We start from the raw sequence: 17,084 nt of genomic DNA on the forward strand, positions 1-17,084 counted from the left end.
CCCGCACACGCAAAGGAAGCAGCATGAATGGCAAGGTATGGTTGGTAGGCGCCGGTCCCGGTGATGCGGAACTGTTGACGCTCAAGGCGCTGCGCGTGATTCAGGCCTGCGACGTGTGGCTGGTGGACGATCTGGTTGGCCGCGACATCCTGGCGTTTGCCCGTCCCGGCACTCGCATTGTCGAAGTGGGCAAGCGCGGCGGCTGTAAGTCCACGCCGCAGGATTTCATCCTGCGACTGATGGCGCGCTACGCCCGTCAGGGCCGTCAGGTGGCACGGCTGAAAGGCGGCGACCCGTTCATCTTCGGCCGCGGTGGCGAGGAATGGGCATGGCTGGCCGAGCGCGGCATCGAGGTCGAGGCCGTTGGCGGCATTACCGCGGCGTTTGCCGCCGGTACCGATCTGGGCCTGCCGCTGACCCACCGCGGCGTGGCGCGCGGTGTGGCGCTGGTAACCGCGCACACCATGGATGGCTCGCGTCCGGACTGGCAAGGCCTGGCTGCGGCCAACCTTACCGTGGTGTGCTACATGGGCATGGCCAATATCGACGCGCTAAGCGCCGAACTGCTGGCCGCCGGCTTTGCTGCCGGTCTGCCGGTAGCGGTGGTGCATCGTGCCGGCTGTGCCGACCAGCGCCATATCGTCTCCAGCCTGCAAACGTTGGCCGCAGACGTGACCAGCAGCGGCCTGGCCAGCCCAGCGGTGATCGTGCTGGGCGAGGTGGTGGCGCACGCCTGTGCCGTGCAGAGAGCGGACGGGCCGCAAGTGGTGGCGGCCTGATTGGTTGTTTTGTGCCTGTAAAATGCGCAATTTCGAGTTTGAAATTGCGCATTTTTATTTGTAGGCATCGCAAGGCTGCCGTGATGGTGGTTTTGTGCTAGTTTTACTGTCGCTTTTCGTGGTGGCCCGCTGTATGGCGGGCTACGGCCCGTATCAAGAGAGAGAAACCACAAGATCATGTTTGCTCATGTCGAAGCCTACGCCGGCGACCCGATCCTGACCCTGGTTGAAACCTTCAACAAGGACACCCGCAGCCCGAAAGTGAACCTGGGCATTGGCCTGTATTACGACGAGGAAGGCCGCATTCCGCTGCTGCCGTCGGTGCAGAAGGCCGAAGCGCAGCGCGTGGCGGTGGCCGGTAACCGTTCTTACCAGCCGATGGAAGGTGCGGCCAACTATCGTGCCGCGGTGCAGGCGCTGCTGTGGGGGGCCGGTCACGACGCGGTGCAGGCCGGCCGCATCGCCACCATCCAGACCATCGGCGGCTCCGGCGCGCTGAAGATCGGTGCCGATCTGCTCAAGCGTTACTTCCCGCAAAGCGAAGTGTGGGTCAGCAGCCCGACTTGGGATAACCACCGCGCCATGTTCGAAGGCGCCGGCTTCGTGGTGCACGACTACCCGTACTACGATGCAGCCACCGGTGGTGTGAAGTTCGACGACATGCTGGCCTGCTTCAAGCAGCTGCCGGCCAAGAGCGTGGTGCTGCTGCACCCGTGCTGCCACAACCCCACCGGTGTGGATCTCTCCAATGCGCAGTGGGAGCAGGTGATCGAGGTGGTGAAGCAGCGCGACCTGCTGCCGTTCCTGGACATCGCCTACCAGGGCTTTGGCGATAGCCTGGAAGCCGACGCTTTTGCCATCCGCGCCATGACCGCGGCCGGGGTCAGCTTCTTTGTCAGCAACTCGTTCTCCAAGAACCTGTCGTTCTACGGCGAACGCTGCGGCGGTCTGTCGGTGGTATGCCAGGATGCCGAGGAGGCCGAGCGCGTGCTGGGCCAGATGAAGGCCACCGTGCGCCGTAACTACTCCAGCCCGCCGACCCACGGCGGCCAGGTGACGGCACTGGTGATGAACGAGCCGGCGCTGCGCAGCGAATGGGAAGGCGAAGTGACCGAGATGCGCGAACGCATCAAGGCCATGCGCCAGAAGCTGTACGAGGTGATTTCCGCCAAGGTGCCGGGCCGCGATTTCAGCTACTTCATCAAGCAGCGCGGCATGTTCAGTTACACCGGCCTGACCCCGGAGCAGGTGGATCGCCTGCGCGAGGAGTTTGCGGTGTATCTGGTGCGCTCTGGCCGCATGTGCGTGGCCGGCCTCAATAGCCGCAACGTGGAATACGTGGCGGATGCGATGGCCGAAGTGCTGAAAGCCTGAGCAATTTTTGTGTGAACGAATGCCCCGTTGCGACGGGGCATTTTTCATGGAGCGATAAAATGCCCATTCGTCCGTGGTTATGGCTGCTGCTGTTGCTGGGCGCGCTGCCTGTCGCCCATGCCGGCTGGCTGGCCGACAGGTTGGCCGCACGGCTGGAGGCACAGATGCTGGAGCAGGATGCGGTGCCGTGGCGGCTGCGCAGCGCGGACGTGGCCAGGGTTGCTGGCCTGGCCTACGGGCAGGATGCCCGGCAGCTGCTGGATGTGTATTGGCCGCAGGCGGGCGGGCAGGGCATGCCGGTACTCGTCATGGTGCATGGCGGTGCCTGGCGCAGTGGTAGCCGGCAGTCGGCCGCCGTGGTGGCGCACAAGGTCGAACGCTGGGTGCCGCGAGGCGTGGTGCTGGTGGCGATCGATTACCGGCTGCTGCCGCAGGCCACGCCCTTGCAGCAGGTGCAGGATGTGGCGGCGGCGCTGGCCTGGGTGCAGCGCGAGGCCGCGCGCTGGGGTGGCGATGGCCGCAAGCTGGTGTTGATGGGGCATTCCGCCGGCGCCCACCTGGTGAGCCTGCTGAGCGCTTCGCGCGAATTGCAGCGACAGGCCGGGGTGCAGCCGTGGCTGGGAACGGTGGCGCTGGATAGTGCGGTCTACGATGTGGCGGCGGTGATGCAGCGGCCGCATTACCGCTTCTACGATCAGGCGTTTGGCGGCGATCCAGCGGCCTGGTCGGCGCTGTCGCCGATGGTGCAGCTGCAGCAGGCGGTGCCGCCGTTGCTGGCGGTGTGTTCGCAGCAGCGTCCGGATCGGCCCTGCGACGAGGCGGCCAACTTCGTGACACGAGCACGGCAGTTGGCTGGACGCGCAGAGCAACTACCGCTGGCCATGTCGCATCGCGACATCAATCAGCAGCTGGGCGCCGACTCGGGCTACACCCGCGCGGTGGAGCAGTTCCTGCGCGGGCTGGACGTCGCGCTGGCGAGCCGGCTGGCGCGTTAGCCCACCATTGGCGGCGAACACCGCCAGCCGGAAAAGCACAAGGCACCCCTCGGGGTGCCTTGTTCGTTGCGCTTATTCGCGGGCGTCGCGCTCCAGTCGCCGCCGTTCTATCTCGCGCCGGGCGTTGGCGTTGCGCACATCCTTGGGCGTGGTGCGCGGCATCGGCTTGCCGGCCAGTTCGTTGCTGCGCACTTCGGCGCGTACTTGCAGGTATTCGGGGCTGGGATTAAAGCGACGCATGAGGCTTCTCCATTCAACGACCAGAAGTAGTGGTAAGGCAGTTGCCGGGTATTTCCAAGCACACCCTATGCCTGACACTTTGCTACTGTATTACAGCCGTTTGTTATCTGGCACCTCGCCGATGATGCAGTTGCCATTTTGGTCTGTCTCTGTGGTGTCAATGCCGCAAACTACAACATGATGGGCCATAAAATGACCACGGCCCGACAGCTTGTGGCTGGCGGGCCGTGGTGCTACGGGCTGGCGCCGGGTCAGTGGCTGCTGCGACCAACGATGGAGGCAGTGGCAATCAGCTCTTCCAGCAGCGCCAGTGCGCTGCCGCCGCTCATGCAGAACGGGTCCAGCTGCGATTTTTCCGAATAGCGCAGCAGCAGCGACGGATTGACCTTGTTCAGGTTCACTTGGCCCATGGTCCAGCCGGCAAAGCGGCGCTCGCCGATTTCCTCGAAGCTCAGCAGCTCGACATCCTGATGCCGCGGGTCGCTGGCGATGTGGTTGTACAGGGCGGAGACTTCGCTGCGGCCGCCTTCCAGTACTTGCATGAAAATATCGCCGCTGTAGCACAGCACCCCGGTGATGCCGTGGCTGGGGTTGTGCTGCTGCGAGCGGCTCAGGATGGCCTCCAGCAGTTCCTGGGTGTGCGGCTGGGCACTGCGACTGGCGTAGAGCAGGCGAACGAGCATGATGGTTTCTCTCTGGCTTATTTCTTGGGCAGCAGGGACAGGAATTCGCGGCGCAGATCCGGGTTGGTCAGGAACACGCCACGCATCACACTATTCACCATCTGCGAATTACTGTCCTTGACGCCGCGCCAGTGCATGCAGAAATGATCGGCTTCCATCACGATGGCCAGGCCATCCGGATTCATCTTGTCCTGCAGGGTGTTGGCCAGCTGGATCACGGCTTCTTCCTGGATCTGCGGGCGATTCATGATCCACTCGGCGATGCGTGCATACTTGGACAAGCCGATCAGGTTGGAGTGCTCGTTCGGCATCACGCCGATCCACAGCCGGCCCAGAATCGGGCACAGGTGGTGCGAACAGGCGCTGCGCACGGTGATCGGGCCGACGATCATCAGCTCGTTCAGGCGCTCGGCATTGGGGAACTCGGTTACCGCCGGCTGCTGCACATAGCGGCCGCGGAACACTTCATTCAGGTACATCTTGGCCACGCGGCGGGCGGTGTCCTGGGTGTTGTGGTCGCTTTCGGTGTCGATCACCAGGCTTTGCAGCACGTCGCGCATCTTGGCTTCGACTTCGTTCAGCAGCTCGTCCAGCTCGCCCGGCTCGATGAAATCGGCAATATTGTCATTGGCATGAAAACGGCGTTGTGCGCCTTTCAGTCGCTCGCGGATGCGGGCGGATACCGGTACCCGGTAGTCGGCTGGATGTTGCTTCGGGCTTTCTTTGCTCACGCGGTTCATCTCCTGGGCGTGCCGGCGGGCGCGCCTCGGGTTTGTATAGTAGACAGGCGTCTGGAAGATAGCCGCGAAGCAGGGGAATGGCAACTGTTCGGCAGGTAGGGTTATGCGACAAGGATGCGGCCAACCTGGCAGGTTGGCCGCAGTGCCTGGCATCAGTCCACCTTGAACTGCGTCATCAGCGCGGCCAGCCGCTGGCTGGCGGTGGCGGTCTGCTCGCTGCTGTACTGGCTGTGATCCAGCACCGTGCTGATGCTGTGGGTGGCGGCGTTGACCTGCTGCACCTTCTCGCCATAGGCGCGGCTGGCAGCGGCAATGCCGTCGATGGAGGCCACCAGGGTGCCGATCAGCTGCTGTGCATCGCCGTTGTCGCTGGCGGCGTGTTCCGCCAGCCGCAGGCCGTCCTCCATCTCGTGCATGCCGTTGTCCATGCTGCTGACGGCGCCGGTGGCCTGCTGCTGGATGCTGCCGATCATGTCGCCGATCTGCAGCGTGGCGCTGGCGGTGCGGTCCGCCAGCTTGCGCACCTCGTCGGCGACCACGGCAAAGCCACGGCCGGATTCGCCGGCGCGGGCCGCTTCGATGGCGGCATTCAGTGCCAGCAGATTGGTCTGGTCGGCAATGTCGCGAATCACCGCCACGATCTGGCCGATTTCGCGCGCGCTGTCCTGCAGCTGGCGCAAGGTGTGCGACGAGCTGCTGACCGATTGCCGGATGCCCTCGGAGCGTTCGCGAATCAGCGCCACCTGCTTGCCGGAACCTTCCGCCAGCAAGGCCAGCTGGGCGCGGATGCCGCTGGCGCTGTGGCTGGCGTGGTCGATCTGGCGCTGCTGGCTGTCCAGCAGTTCCAGCATGCCGGCCATCTGCGCGACGACGCTCAGCACGCTGCCGGTGGTGTCCTGCTGGCTATGCTGCAGCTGCAGGTTGGCCACCGAGATGTCACGCGAGGAGTGCTGCACCAGGCGGATGGTGCATTCCAGTTGATCGATAAAGCTGTTGAACCAGCTGGCCAGCGTGGTCAGCTCGTCCGGGCGGCGATCACTGCGGTTCAGCCGCTGGCGCAGATCGCCGCCGCCCTCGGCAATGCTGCGCACTGCACGAATCAGCGAGCTGACGCGGTCGGTGACCTGGCGCGCGCCCAGCAGGTAGAACACCAGCACCCCCAAGCCCTGCAGCAGCCAGAACAGGAACAACGACAGCGCCGGCGGCAGCGCGACAAACTGGTCCAGCGCCCAGCCGGCCAGCCCGGCCGGAATGGCAGTCAGCAGGTACAGCCGGGTCAGCCGGTAGCTGAGCGGCCGGCTGCGATACACCTCTTCCAGATCGGCCTCGCACATCATGCCCCAGATGTCGTCGCTACCCGGCAGCTGGAAGGTGAGGCCGCGGCCAACTACCGGGATATGGCGGTAATCGGCATAGCCGGGGTAGAGCACATAGGTGTTGTCGCCATGGCGGATGGTTTCGCGCACGCCCGGGTGCAGCTGGCCGGTAGCCGGATCGTTGAAGGTCAGCTCCAGCTCGGTGTGCTGCTGCACGCGCACGGTGCCAAAGCCGGTGCGGATGCCGTCTTTCAGGTTGTCGCCCAGCGAAAAGGTGTTGTCCTCAAACCGCGAGCGCGACAGCGCGGTGCCAGGGGCGATGCTGTGGTCGAAGCCGGCGCGTGCCATGAACAGGTAGTTGTCACCGGACTCATTAAAGATATGTCCGGCTTCGCGCTGGATCAGATCGCCCAGCACATCGTTGGGTACCCGCCCGCACAGGCAGCGGCCATCGCCCAGCGGCAGGTAGAACATCAGCGTGACAGCGTCGTGAAAGCGCGAGCTGGACGGGCCGATGCGTTCGGTGTCGATGTCGCGGTAGGGGCCGTGCAGAAAGCGCGCGTGCAGGCCGCGCTGCAGTGCCGCCGGCTGGCTGTGACGTTGGCCGCTGCGGCCGCCGGCGGTGGATGCCACCACCACGCCGCCGGTATCGAGCAGGAACAGCTCGGAGAAATCCGGCGCCAGCTGGCGGCGACGCGCCAACACGGCGCCATCCAGCGTATTGCCGGCCCGCTGCTGCGCTGCCAGGCTTTCCAGCTGTTGCCATTGTTCCGTGGCCCAGCGCTGCAGAATGTCCACCCGGGTGGCGGCAATGCTGCCGAATACTTGCTCCAGTGCGGCGTAGCGGTGGCGGTTGAGGGCGCAGCTCCAGCGCATGGCCAGTTTGCCGCTTTTGCCGAACCAGGGGAGCCAGCGCTGTTCCGTAGCGCTCAGGGGCATGGAGAGACTTTTTGCTGACATGGCGATCCAGTAAGTGGAAGAGGAAAATGTCGCAATTCAGCAAAAAGTAGACCAGATTTCGATAGTTTTTGGCAGCTTATGCCAAGTCGCCAGCAGATGGCCGACCCAAATCGGGGCGCGGCAGGGTTGCCATGCGGCAAGATGGTGCTGACATTCGCCGCCGCGGGGATGTGGCCACTGAAAGAAAACAGCGCACGGCGATGACGCGGTGCGCTGTGGTCTGGACAGCTGGCGATCAGCGGTTGTGGAACACGATGTCGCAATCCAGATTGGTTTTCTGCAGCCCCTGCAGCTTGGCAAAGTTGATGATCAGCGGATTGCGCACATTGGCGCGCAGGTGCGTCAGCAGCGGCTGTTGCGGGTCTTCCTGGCCATCGCGATAGATGATCAGCAGCACGCCGACGTCTTCCGGGCGGGTCAGCTGCAAGGAGGCCACTTCGGTATCATCCAGCTGTACTTCGTAGCGGATGCCCAGATTGCCCGGCTCGGTCACGCTGAACAGCACGTCCGGCTCGTCCAGCGACTGCAGCCAGTGCACGCGCGGGCTGTCGCAGTCGGCATCGTGAAACAGCTTGAAACGCTTGCAGTGCTCGAATGCCGGCAGGCCATCGGCAAAAGTGATGATGCTTTGCTCGTCGACATCCACTTCGCCCAGCAGGCTGGTGTTGAACAGCATGGTGTTCTCCTCAGGTCTTTGGTGGCTGAATTATGCATCATGGCAGTTTGCTGGCAATGACAAATCGCAAGCGTGCCACCGGCTGTGCCGCTGGCTGCCGGCACAGTACAATGCCGCCCCATGAATGCAGATGCTTCCCTATATCCGGCCATCGAGCAGCAGCTGCTGGCGACGGATATCGATCACAAACCGTCGGCGGTGCAGGCGCTGTATGCGTGCTGGCAGCAGCGTGCATTGCGGCGCGATGCGACGGCGCCGTTGTACCCGGTGCCGGAGCCGGGGCGGCCGTTGCGGCCAACCCTGGTGCGGCCGGCGGACGTGCCGCGGCGGCGGATGGGCAGCCCGGAAGGGCACGCCGCGATGGTGCATGCCATCGCCCATATCGAATTCAACGCCATCAACCTGGCGCTGGATGCCGCCTGGCGCTTTCGCGACATGCCGGACAGCTATGTGGACGACTGGCTGCGTATCGCCGCCGAAGAGGCCGAGCACTTCCAGCTGCTGCGTGCGCGGCTGCAGGCGTTGGGCTTCGACTACGGCGATTTTCCCGCCCACAATTCGCTGTGGGAAATGGCGGAGAAGACCGATCACGATGTGCTGGTGCGCATGGCGCTGGTACCGCGGGTGATGGAGGCGCGCGGGCTGGATGCCGTGCCTGGGGTGCAGGACAAGTTGCGCCGCATCGGTGACCTGGAAACCGCTGCGGTACTGGACATCGTGCTGCGCGATGAAGTGGGGCATGTGCGCGCCGGCAATTACTGGTTTACCACGCTGTGCGATGCACGCGGGCTGGAGCCACTGGCGACCTTCCGTGACTTGCTGTGCGACTACCGCGTGGGCGAGCTGCGCGGCGCGTACAACTGGGATGCGCGTATCGATGCCGGTTTCAGTGCCTTGGAATTAACCATGTTGCAAGACTTCACCGTGACACGTGAACGTCGGGAGAAAGACACAGATGCAAGCGCTGTTTGACAAGATGAAGAGCAATCGCCGGCTGGCGATTGCCGTGGTGGTAGCGGGAACGCTGCTGTTCATGCTGGCGTCCGCCAGCCGTCAGGCCGCCGCTGGCTCGTGGCTGGTGGAGCTGCTGTCCTCGCTGTGCATGCTGCTGGGCATCGCCGGCCAGTTCCTGGGCCTGGTGGCGCTGCTGAAAAACCCGCGTCGCTGAAATGGCATTAAAAACAGCAGCTTAATGTCGCGTTGTTGACCGGTGGTGTCCTTGACGCCCCACAGGGTGGCGCGCATAATCGCACCGCAACAAAACACATGTAAAAGGCTCCGGATCGGGGCCTTTTATGTTTTGTCTTGTACCCGGAGACACGCATGGATTACCAGGCATTTCTGCGCGCGCTGGAAACACACGCGCTGCCTGCAGAGCAGTTCGATCACCAGGCCCACCTGCAGGCGGCCTGGGCCTATCGTCGCAGCTACACCGCCCGCGAGGCGGCGGCACGCTGTGCGCGGGCACTGTCGCGCTACGCCATGGCCAAGGGCGCGCCGCAAAAATACCACCACACCGTTACCCTGGCGTTTCTCACCATCATCTACAGCCGGCTGGAGCAAGCCCCGGCCCAGGCGATGGACTGGCAAGCCTTTGTAGCGGCCAACGCCGATTTGCTGCACGATGCGCGCAGCCTGCTCGGCCAGCATTACTCCGAGCAAAAATTGCAGGACGACAATGCGCGCCGCCGCTTTGTCGAACCGGACCTGGCACCGCTACCAGTGTCCTGTCTTACCCACTGAATACGCGAAAGACCACCCACCGATGAAAGCCCCCGAACTGCTGCTGCCAGCCGGTACGCTGGACAAGATGCGTGCCGCCTACGACTTTGGCGCTGATGCCGTCTACGCCGGCCAGCCGCGTTACTCCCTGCGCGCGCGCAACAATGACTTCAAGCTGGAAGAACTGCGCATCGGCATCGAAGAAGCGCATGCGCGCGGCAAGAAGCTGTTTGTGGCCAGCAACATCCTGCCGCACAACAGCAAGATCAAGACCTACATGTCGGACATGGAGCCGGTGATTGAGATGAAGCCGGACGCGCTGATCATGGCCGATCCGGGTCTGATTATGATGGTGCGCGAACGTTGGCCGCATGTGCCCATCCACCTGTCGGTGCAGGCCAATACCACCAACTACATGGGGGTGAAGTTCTGGCAGAAGATGGGCGTGGAACGCATCATCCTGTCGCGCGAGCTGAGCCTGGACGAGATCGCCGAGATCCGCCAGGAATGCCCGGACATGGAGCTGGAGGTGTTCGTGCACGGCGCGCTGTGCATTGCCTACTCCGGCCGTTGCCTGCTGTCCGGCTACTTCAACCACCGCGACCCGAACCAGGGCACCTGTACCAACGCCTGCCGCTGGGACTACAAGGTGCACGACACCCAGGGTGACGACGCTGGTGACGTCAAGCCGCAGAAGATCGATTTCGACTTTGGCAAGGCGCTGGAAGAAGCCAACCAGAGCTTCTCCTCCTGCGGCAGCCAGCAGCGCCACCCGCTGGCCGACAAGACCTACCTGATCGAAGAAGCCAACCGTCCGGGCGAGCTGATGCCGATCATCGAGGACGAGCATGGCACCTACATCATGAACTCCAAGGACCTGCGCGCGGTAGAGCAGGTAGAGAAGCTGGTGAAGATCGGCGTGGATTCGCTGAAGATCGAAGGCCGCACCAAGAGCCTGTACTACGTGGCGCGTACCGCCCAGACCTACCGCCGCGCCATTGACGATGCCGTGGCCGGCCGCCCGTTTGACTACAGCCTGCTGGCCGAGCTGGAAGGCCTCGCCAACCGTGGCTACACCCCGGGCTTCCTCGAGCGCCACCAGACGCAGGAGCACCAGAACTACCTGTCCGGTCACTCCATTGCCAAGCAGAGCCAGTACGTCGGCGACGTGATGGAAGTGGATGCCGATGGCTGGGCGCTGATCGACGTGAAAAACCGCTTCGCCGTCGGCGACCGCGTGGAAATCATCCACCCCAGCGGCAACCGCACCGTGGAACTGACCGCCATGACCCGCAATGGCGAGGCCATCGAAGTGGCGTCCGGTAACGGCTTCAAGGTACGAATTCCGGACATGGCCGGCATGGAAAAGGCGCTGCTGGCGCGCCTGCTCTAAGCCGCCCCGGTTGGGTTGCTAGCAAAGCCGCGCCCTGGCGCGGCTTTTTGCTGCCGGCTGATAGCGGCCGCGGCACATTCAAGGTTGGCCGCAGCCCGCTTTGGCCGTAAAATTGCTGCATTGCATTCACGCCGGACGCCCGCAGCGTCCGGCTTTGATTTTCCAGAGGCCCCATGACCATTCAGCAACTGATCAACGACCGTGTCGCTGCCGCGCTGGCAGCTGCCGGTGCGCCGGACGCTCCGGCGGTGGTACAACCCGCATCCAAGCCGGAATTCGGCGACTATCAGGCCAACGGTGTAATGGGCGCGGCCAAGGCGCTGAAAACCAATCCGCGCGCACTGGCCGAGCAGGTAATCGCCAAGCTGGATCTGGCCGGTATCGCCGACAAGGTGGAGATCGCCGGCCCGGGCTTCATCAATATTCATCTGGATCCGGCCTTTCTGGCCGGCCGTGTCGAGGCCGCGCTGGCCGACGACGCGCTGGGTATCACCAAGGCCGCCAGCAAGAAGGTGATGGTGGAGTATTCCTCGGTGAACCTGGCCAAGGAAATGCACATCGGCCACCTGCGCGGTGGCATCATCGGCGATGCGCTGGTGCGCGTGAACAGCTTCATCGGCCATGACGTGATTCGCCAGAACCATGTCGGCGACTGGGGCACCCAGTTCGGCATGCTGGTGGCGCACATGGTGGAATCCCGTGCCGCGGGCGAGGCCGATTTCGAGCTGAAAGACCTGGACGTGTTCTACAAGCACTCCAAGAAACGCTTCGACGAAGACCCGGCGTTTGCCGATCTGGCCCGCGACTACGTGGTGAAACTGCAGTCTGGCGATGCCGAAGTGTTGGAGCTGTGGCACCAGTTCGTGGCGCTGTCGCTGGCACACTGCAACGCCATCTACCAGAAGCTGGGCCTGCTGCTGAACGACGGCGACGTGCGCGGCGAGAGCTTCTACAACGACGACCTGCCGGTGCTGGTGAACGAGCTGCGCGAGAAGGGACTGCTCACCGAGGACCAGGGCGCGCAGGTGGTGTTCCTCGACGAGTTCAAGAACAAGGAAGGCGAGCCGGCGGCGTTCATCGTGCAGAAGCAGGGCGGTGGTTACCTGTACGCCACCACCGACCTGGGCGCCATCCGCTTCCGCGTCGGCACGCTGGGGCTGGACCGTGCGCTGTACGTGGTGGACTCGCGCCAGAGCCTGCACTTCCAGCAGCTGTTTACCACCGCGCGCAAGGCCGGCTGGCTGCCGGAGGGGGCCGATTTCGAACACATCGGCCATGGCACCATCATGGGCCCGGACGGCAAGCCGCTGAAAACCCGCTCCGGCGAGAACATCAAGCTGGTGGAGCTGCTGGACGAGGCGATCTCCCGCGCTTATCAGCTGGTCAGCAGCAAGAACCCTGATCTGGCCGAGGCCGAGCGCCGCCAGATTGCCGAGGCGGTGGGCATCGGCGCACTGAAGTACGCCGACCTGAGCAAGAGCCGCAATACCGACTACATCTTCGACTGGGATTCCATGCTCAGCTTCGAAGGCAATACTGCGCCGTACCTGCAGTACGCCTACACCCGCGTGCAGAGCGTGTTCCGCAAGGCCGACGATTTCAACCCGGCTGCCCGCGTGCTGATTACCGAGCCGGCGGAAAAGCAGCTGGCTGTGGCGCTGGCGCAGTTCGAAGATGTGGTGTTCGCCGTGGCCGACAGCAGCCAGCCGCATCATCTGTGCAGCTATCTGTACAACGTGGCCACGCTGTTCTCGCGCTTCTACGAAGCCTGCCCGATCCTGAAGAGCGAAGGTGACGTGCGTCAGAGCCGCCTGCAGCTGGCCGCCGCCACTGCCAAGACGCTGCAGACCGGTCTGGGCCTGCTGGGTATCGCCGTGCTGGAAACCATGTAAGCGCCGGGTATCCGGTGTCGGACAGCAAAAAGCCCCGCACTGCGGGGCTTTTTTTGGGCTTGCGGCCAACGTTGGCCGCAGGTTCAGCTGGCCGGGTGGCGTTCCTGTAGCGCGTGGAAGGCCGGCAGGAATTCCGGGGTGACGTAGGGCTTGAGCAGTGCCAGCACCTGACGCACGCCGCGGTGGCCGGACGCCTCGGTGATCGGCGCCTTGGGGCGCGCGGTCTGCTCGAAGGCGAACCAGAACTTCACCACCAGCCAGATATTGACCGACACCGGTGCGATATCGTCCAGCGACATGCGCAGTAGTCCTAGGCGGATGAACTCGCGGAAGTGGCCCTCCAGGATGTCTGTCAGCTCGCTATGGACGAACTGCTGGTAATCGGTCTGCAGCTGTGGGTTGCGCGCCATCAGCCCCGGCAGATCGTAGAACATGAAGCGGAAGCGCCACATCGCCTCGAAGGCGGTTTCCAGGTAGTTCACCAGATCGGTGACCTCCATGCTGCGATGCTGCGGCACCGCCAGTCGCTCGGTGATGAAGCGGCGGTACAGCTGGAAGATCTGGTGGACGATCTCTTCTTTGTTGCGGAAGTGGTAGTACAGATTGCCGGGGCTGATGCCCAGGTGGGCGGCGATGTGGTTGGTGGTGATGCTGCGTTCGCCGTGCTCGTTGAACAGCACCAGGCTTTCCTCAACGATGCGGTCGTAAGTCTTGATCCGGGGCTTGGACATGGTCAGGGCGTATCGGCGTGAGTGTCGGGGTGGGGCGCATCGGCTTCCGGGAAGCAGGCAAACAGGAAGCGGTGCAGAATGGCCTGCTCCACGCGCTGGCGCTCACGCGGTGGCACCGCGTAGCGCAGGATGGCGCGGTATTCTTTTTCGCTGGCCGGCTGCAGCGAGATGCGCGGCGTCACCGATGGTGTATCCAGCAGCAGCTTGCTTTCCAGCATCGCCATGTGGGCGCGGGCGCCTTCCAGGTAGGGGGCGCACACCTCGTCGGCGATGTCCTGCAACACCCGCTCCGCCTTGGCCGGCTTCAGGCTGTACGGCAGCGGGATGGTGAGGATGTGCATCACGTAATCGCCGGTGAAGTTCTCGCGCGCCACCGGCTGGGTGAGTAGCATGCTGTTGGGAAAGCTCAGCATGCGGCCGGTGATCTGGTGCGCATCGTGGCGCGGGCCGATTTCCAGCACCGTAGTGGACAGCATGGTGATGTCCATCACCCGGCCGCGCAGGGTGCCGATCTCGATGATGTCGCCCAGCTGATAGGTGTTGCCCAGCGAGCGCACCAGGCCGCCGCCCAGGCACATCAGCAGTTCCTTGGTGGCCACCACCAGCGCGGCGGCGAACGCCACCATCGACAGCGCGATGGTCTGCAGCTCGCGCGCCCAGATCACCACCATGCCGGCCAGGCCGATGATGATCATGGCGTTGCGCAGGTTTACCGTCCAGCGGCGGCGGGTTTCCACCGGCACCCGCGGGTTGGCCGCAATGGTGCGCACGATGCTGCTGTGCACCAGCAGCAGTACCACGATCAGCACGCCGGTGCGGGCGATGTCGGTACCGTATTCGTGCAGCAGTTGGGCAAACCAGGCGGGCATCGGCACTCCTTATCAGTCGTTGAGTTTCACTGCGTGTTCGCGGGTTTCGTGGAACACGATGTCCGGCCAGCGTTCCTGCGTCAGCGCCAGGTTGACGCGGTTCGGTGCCAGGTAGGCGAGATTGCCGCCGGCGTCGGTGGCGATGTTCATCACCAGCGCGTCGGTAAAATCGCCGAGCTTTTTGCGCTCGTCGCAGCTGAACCAGCGCGCCGACCAGATGTTGCACGATTCGAACACTGCGTCCACGCCGTACTCTGCGGCCAACCTGGAGGCAACCACCTCGAACTGCAGCACGCCCACCGCGCCCAGAATCAGGTCGCCGCCGCTATGCGGCTTGAACACCTGCACCGCGCCTTCCTCGCCCAGCTGTTGCAGACCCTTTTGCAGCTGCTTGAGCTTCAGCGGGTTCTTGATGCGTACGCTGCGGAACAGTTCCGGCGCAAAGAACGGAATGCCGGTAAAGGCCAGCTCTTCGCCTTCGGAGAAGCTGTCGCCGATCTGGATGTTGCCGTGGTTGGGGATGCCGATGATGTCGCCGGCAAACGCTTCTTCCACGATCTCGCGGTCGTGCGACATGAAGGTCACCACCGAGCTGGCGGCGATGTCACGATTCAGGCGCAGGTGCTTCATCTTCATGCCGCGCTCGAAGCGGCCGGAGCACACGCGCAGGAAGGCGATGCGGTCGCGGTGCTTCGGGTCCATATTGGCCTGGATCTTGAACACGAAGCCGGAGAATTTTTCTTCCGTCGGGTCTACTTCGCGCAGGGTGGCATCGCGCAGCTGCGGCGCCGGCGCCCAGTTGATCAGCGCATCGAGGATTTCGCGCACGCCGAAGTTGTTGATGGCGGAGCCGAAGAACACCGGGGTCAGTTCGCCGGCCTGGAACTCTGCCAGGTTCCACTCGTTGGAGGCGCCTTTCACCAGTTCGATCTCCATGCGTAGCTGTTCCATTTCCAGCGGGAACAGTTCGTCCAGGCGCGGATTGTCGATACCCTTGATGATCTCGATGTCGCTGATCAGCTTCTCGCTACCGGCTTCGAACAGGATCACCTCGTCCGACAACAGGCTGTACACGCCGCGGAACGATTTGCCCATGCCGATCGGCCAGGTGATCGGTGCGCAGCGGATTTTCAGGATGCTTTCGACTTCGTCCAGCAGCTCTAGCGAATCGCGCACTTCACGGTCGTACTTGTTCATGAAGGTAACGATGGGGGTGTTGCGCAGGCGGCAGACGTTTAGCAGCTTGATGGTCTGTTCTTCCACGCCCTTGGCGGCGTCGATCACCATCAGGGCGCTGTCCACCGCGGTCAGCACGCGGTAGGTATCTTCGGAGAAGTCCTGGTGACCCGGAGTGTCCAGCAGGTTGACGGTGTGGTCGCGGTAGTCGAACTGCATCACCGACGATGCCACCGAGATGCCGCGCTGCTTTTCGATTTCCATCCAGTCGGAGGTGGCGAACTTGCCGCCTTTCTTGCCTTTCACCGTGCCGGCCATCTGGATGGCGCCGGAGAACAGCAGCAGTTTTTCGGTCAGCGTGGTCTTACCGGCGTCAGGGTGGGAGATGATGGCGAAGGTGCGGCGTTGCGCAACTTCGGCGGCAATACGGGTCAATTCGGCGGACATGGCTCGGGTCGGGTAAAAAATGCGGGAAAAACAGCAGATTGTACTTGAGTTTGCCCGCGGCGTAGAGGGGCGCTGCCTTGTCGCCGCAACGCGCCATGCCGTTGTCGCCGCCATGCGGCCAACCTTGATGCCGGCAGGGTCGGCATTTGCCGTGCGCCGCGCTACAATTGCTGCTTTGCCGCAACGGAGATCAGCCGATGTTTACCGGTATCGTGCAGGGAATGGCGCCAGTGGTGGCCATCGAGGAAAGACCGGGGTTTCGCACCCACCAGGTAGCCTTGCCCGCCGAGCTGTTGCCCGGCTTGCAGATCGGCGCCTCGGTGGCGCACAACGGCTGCTGCCTGACGGTGACGCGCATCGACGGCAATGTGGTGGCGTTCGACCTGATGGCCGAGACACTGCGTCTGACCAATCTGGGCGCGGTAAAGGTGGGTGACAGCGTCAACGTGGAACGCGCCGCGCGCTTTGGCGACGACATCGGCGGTCATGCCATGTCCGGTCACATCATGTGTACCGCCACGGTGAGCGAGGTGATCATCACCCCGGACAATCGTACGTTGTGGTTCCGTCTGCCGGCAGAACTCAGCAAATATGTGCTGAAAAAGGGCTATATCGGCATTGATGGCTGCAGCCTGACCATTGGTGACGTGCAGGGCGATACTTTCTGCGTGCACCTGATTCCAGAGACGCTGCAACGCACGCTAATGGGCGTGCGCCAGACCGGCGATGTAGTGAATATCGAGATCGATCCGCAGACGCAGGCGATTGTCGATACCGTGGAGCGCGTGTTGGCCGCACGGGCAGGGCAGTGACGCGGTGACGCTGTTTGTCGAGATTCCGGATTCGGCGCGTGGGCTGGTACAGGAAAACGCGTGGCAGCAGCATTGTCGCGAACAGCAGCAGCCGTTTGTCGCCGTGCGCATCACCGGCATGGGGCATGCCGATGTGTGCTGGGATCACATTACCTATAACCCGCTGCTGGATCAGGCGCTGTTCGCCATCAGTCGGCAGGTGGTGGAAACAATCTTTCGGCGCCATGCCGGCAGTCGTTCCGGCTGCTTCATCGAAGACGGCATGGTGACTTTTACCCG

17 protein-coding genes are annotated in these 17,084 nt (G+C 63.4%); 9 read left to right on the forward strand and 8 right to left on the reverse strand.

Features of this window, described 5'->3' with window-relative positions; translation table 11 throughout:
- The first annotated feature begins 23 nt into the window (after positions 1-23).
- The 3 genes from cobA to ABNW52_RS08415 all read left to right on the forward strand — a co-directional run bounded on the left by cobA (position 24) and on the right by ABNW52_RS08415 (position 3,148).
- Positions 24-779: a uroporphyrinogen-III C-methyltransferase gene (cobA, locus tag ABNW52_RS08405; RefSeq protein WP_349586318.1), complete on the forward strand. Its 756-nt coding sequence runs from the start codon at positions 24-26 to the stop codon at positions 777-779.
- A gap of 177 nt (positions 780-956) precedes the next feature.
- Positions 957-2,153 (forward strand): amino acid aminotransferase, encoded by a 1,197-nt coding sequence (locus tag ABNW52_RS08410; RefSeq protein ID WP_349586320.1) that lies wholly within the window; start codon positions 957-959, stop codon positions 2,151-2,153.
- A gap of 59 nt (positions 2,154-2,212) precedes the next feature.
- A complete protein-coding gene (locus tag ABNW52_RS08415; protein ID WP_349586322.1) occupies positions 2,213-3,148 on the forward strand; it encodes an alpha/beta hydrolase in 936 nt (311 codons plus the stop codon).
- 72 nt (positions 3,149-3,220) lie between these two features.
- Here ABNW52_RS08415 and ABNW52_RS08420 read toward each other — a convergent pair whose 3' ends face one another.
- The 5 genes from ABNW52_RS08420 to fliW all read right to left on the reverse strand — a co-directional run bounded on the left by ABNW52_RS08420 (position 3,221) and on the right by fliW (position 7,763).
- Positions 3,221-3,388: a hypothetical protein gene (locus ABNW52_RS08420; RefSeq protein ID WP_349586325.1), complete on the reverse strand. Its 168-nt coding sequence runs from the start codon at positions 3,386-3,388 to the stop codon at positions 3,221-3,223.
- Positions 3,389-3,639: 251 nt separating this feature from the next.
- The gene (locus ABNW52_RS08425) at positions 3,640-4,071 is read right to left on the reverse strand and encodes a BLUF domain-containing protein (RefSeq protein WP_349586327.1); all 432 of its coding nucleotides are present in this window, start codon (positions 4,069-4,071) and stop codon (positions 3,640-3,642) included.
- A 17-nt stretch (positions 4,072-4,088) separates the two neighbouring features.
- Positions 4,089-4,802: a GTP cyclohydrolase I gene (folE, locus tag ABNW52_RS08430; protein ID WP_386107431.1), complete on the reverse strand. Its 714-nt coding sequence runs from the start codon at positions 4,800-4,802 to the stop codon at positions 4,089-4,091.
- Between the two features lie 161 nt (positions 4,803-4,963).
- On the reverse strand, positions 4,964-7,066 hold the full coding sequence (locus ABNW52_RS08435) for a methyl-accepting chemotaxis protein (protein ID WP_349586331.1): 2,103 nt from the start codon (positions 7,064-7,066) through the stop codon (positions 4,964-4,966).
- A gap of 256 nt (positions 7,067-7,322) precedes the next feature.
- On the reverse strand, positions 7,323-7,763 hold the full coding sequence (gene fliW / locus ABNW52_RS08440) for a flagellar assembly protein FliW (protein ID WP_349586334.1): 441 nt from the start codon (positions 7,761-7,763) through the stop codon (positions 7,323-7,325).
- A 120-nt stretch (positions 7,764-7,883) separates the two neighbouring features.
- Between fliW and ABNW52_RS08445 the strand changes: the two genes are divergently transcribed.
- From ABNW52_RS08445 to argS, 5 genes are all read left to right on the forward strand, one after another.
- The gene (locus ABNW52_RS08445) at positions 7,884-8,735 is read left to right on the forward strand and encodes a ferritin-like domain-containing protein (RefSeq protein ID WP_349586337.1); all 852 of its coding nucleotides are present in this window, start codon (positions 7,884-7,886) and stop codon (positions 8,733-8,735) included.
- A complete protein-coding gene (locus ABNW52_RS08450) occupies positions 8,719-8,931 on the forward strand; it encodes a hypothetical protein (RefSeq protein WP_349586340.1) in 213 nt (70 codons plus the stop codon). Before ABNW52_RS08445 ends, ABNW52_RS08450 begins: the two co-directional genes overlap by 17 nt.
- A gap of 155 nt (positions 8,932-9,086) precedes the next feature.
- Positions 9,087-9,506, forward strand: coding sequence for a hypothetical protein (locus ABNW52_RS08455; protein ID WP_349586343.1), 420 nt, complete (start codon positions 9,087-9,089; stop codon positions 9,504-9,506).
- Between the two features lie 22 nt (positions 9,507-9,528).
- A complete protein-coding gene (gene trhP / locus ABNW52_RS08460) occupies positions 9,529-10,878 on the forward strand; it encodes a prephenate-dependent tRNA uridine(34) hydroxylase TrhP (RefSeq protein ID WP_349586345.1) in 1,350 nt (449 codons plus the stop codon).
- Positions 10,879-11,051: 173 nt separating this feature from the next.
- Positions 11,052-12,770 (forward strand): arginine--tRNA ligase, encoded by a 1,719-nt coding sequence (gene argS, locus ABNW52_RS08465; RefSeq protein WP_349586348.1) that lies wholly within the window; start codon positions 11,052-11,054, stop codon positions 12,768-12,770.
- Positions 12,771-12,853: 83 nt separating this feature from the next.
- On the opposite strand, the gene ABNW52_RS08470 is transcribed toward argS, so the two are convergent.
- From ABNW52_RS08470 to ABNW52_RS08480, 3 genes are read right to left on the reverse strand one after another with little or no spacing between them, the layout of a single operon-like run.
- A complete protein-coding gene (locus ABNW52_RS08470) occupies positions 12,854-13,501 on the reverse strand; it encodes a TetR/AcrR family transcriptional regulator (protein ID WP_349586350.1) in 648 nt (215 codons plus the stop codon).
- 2 nt (positions 13,502-13,503) lie between these two features.
- A complete protein-coding gene (locus tag ABNW52_RS08475; RefSeq protein WP_349586352.1) occupies positions 13,504-14,370 on the reverse strand; it encodes a mechanosensitive ion channel domain-containing protein in 867 nt (288 codons plus the stop codon).
- A 12-nt stretch (positions 14,371-14,382) separates the two neighbouring features.
- Positions 14,383-15,993: a peptide chain release factor 3 gene (locus ABNW52_RS08480; protein WP_349586355.1), complete on the reverse strand. Its 1,611-nt coding sequence runs from the start codon at positions 15,991-15,993 to the stop codon at positions 14,383-14,385.
- 197 nt (positions 15,994-16,190) lie between these two features.
- Between ABNW52_RS08480 and ABNW52_RS08485 the strand changes: the two genes are divergently transcribed.
- Positions 16,191-16,805 (forward strand): riboflavin synthase subunit alpha, encoded by a 615-nt coding sequence (locus tag ABNW52_RS08485; protein WP_349586356.1) that lies wholly within the window; start codon positions 16,191-16,193, stop codon positions 16,803-16,805.
- Positions 16,806-17,084: the final 279 nt, after the last annotated feature.

It is taken from the genome of Vogesella oryzagri (assembly GCF_040148885.1).
In the GTDB taxonomy this organism is placed as follows: Bacteria; Pseudomonadota; Gammaproteobacteria; order Burkholderiales; family Chromobacteriaceae; genus Vogesella; species Vogesella oryzagri.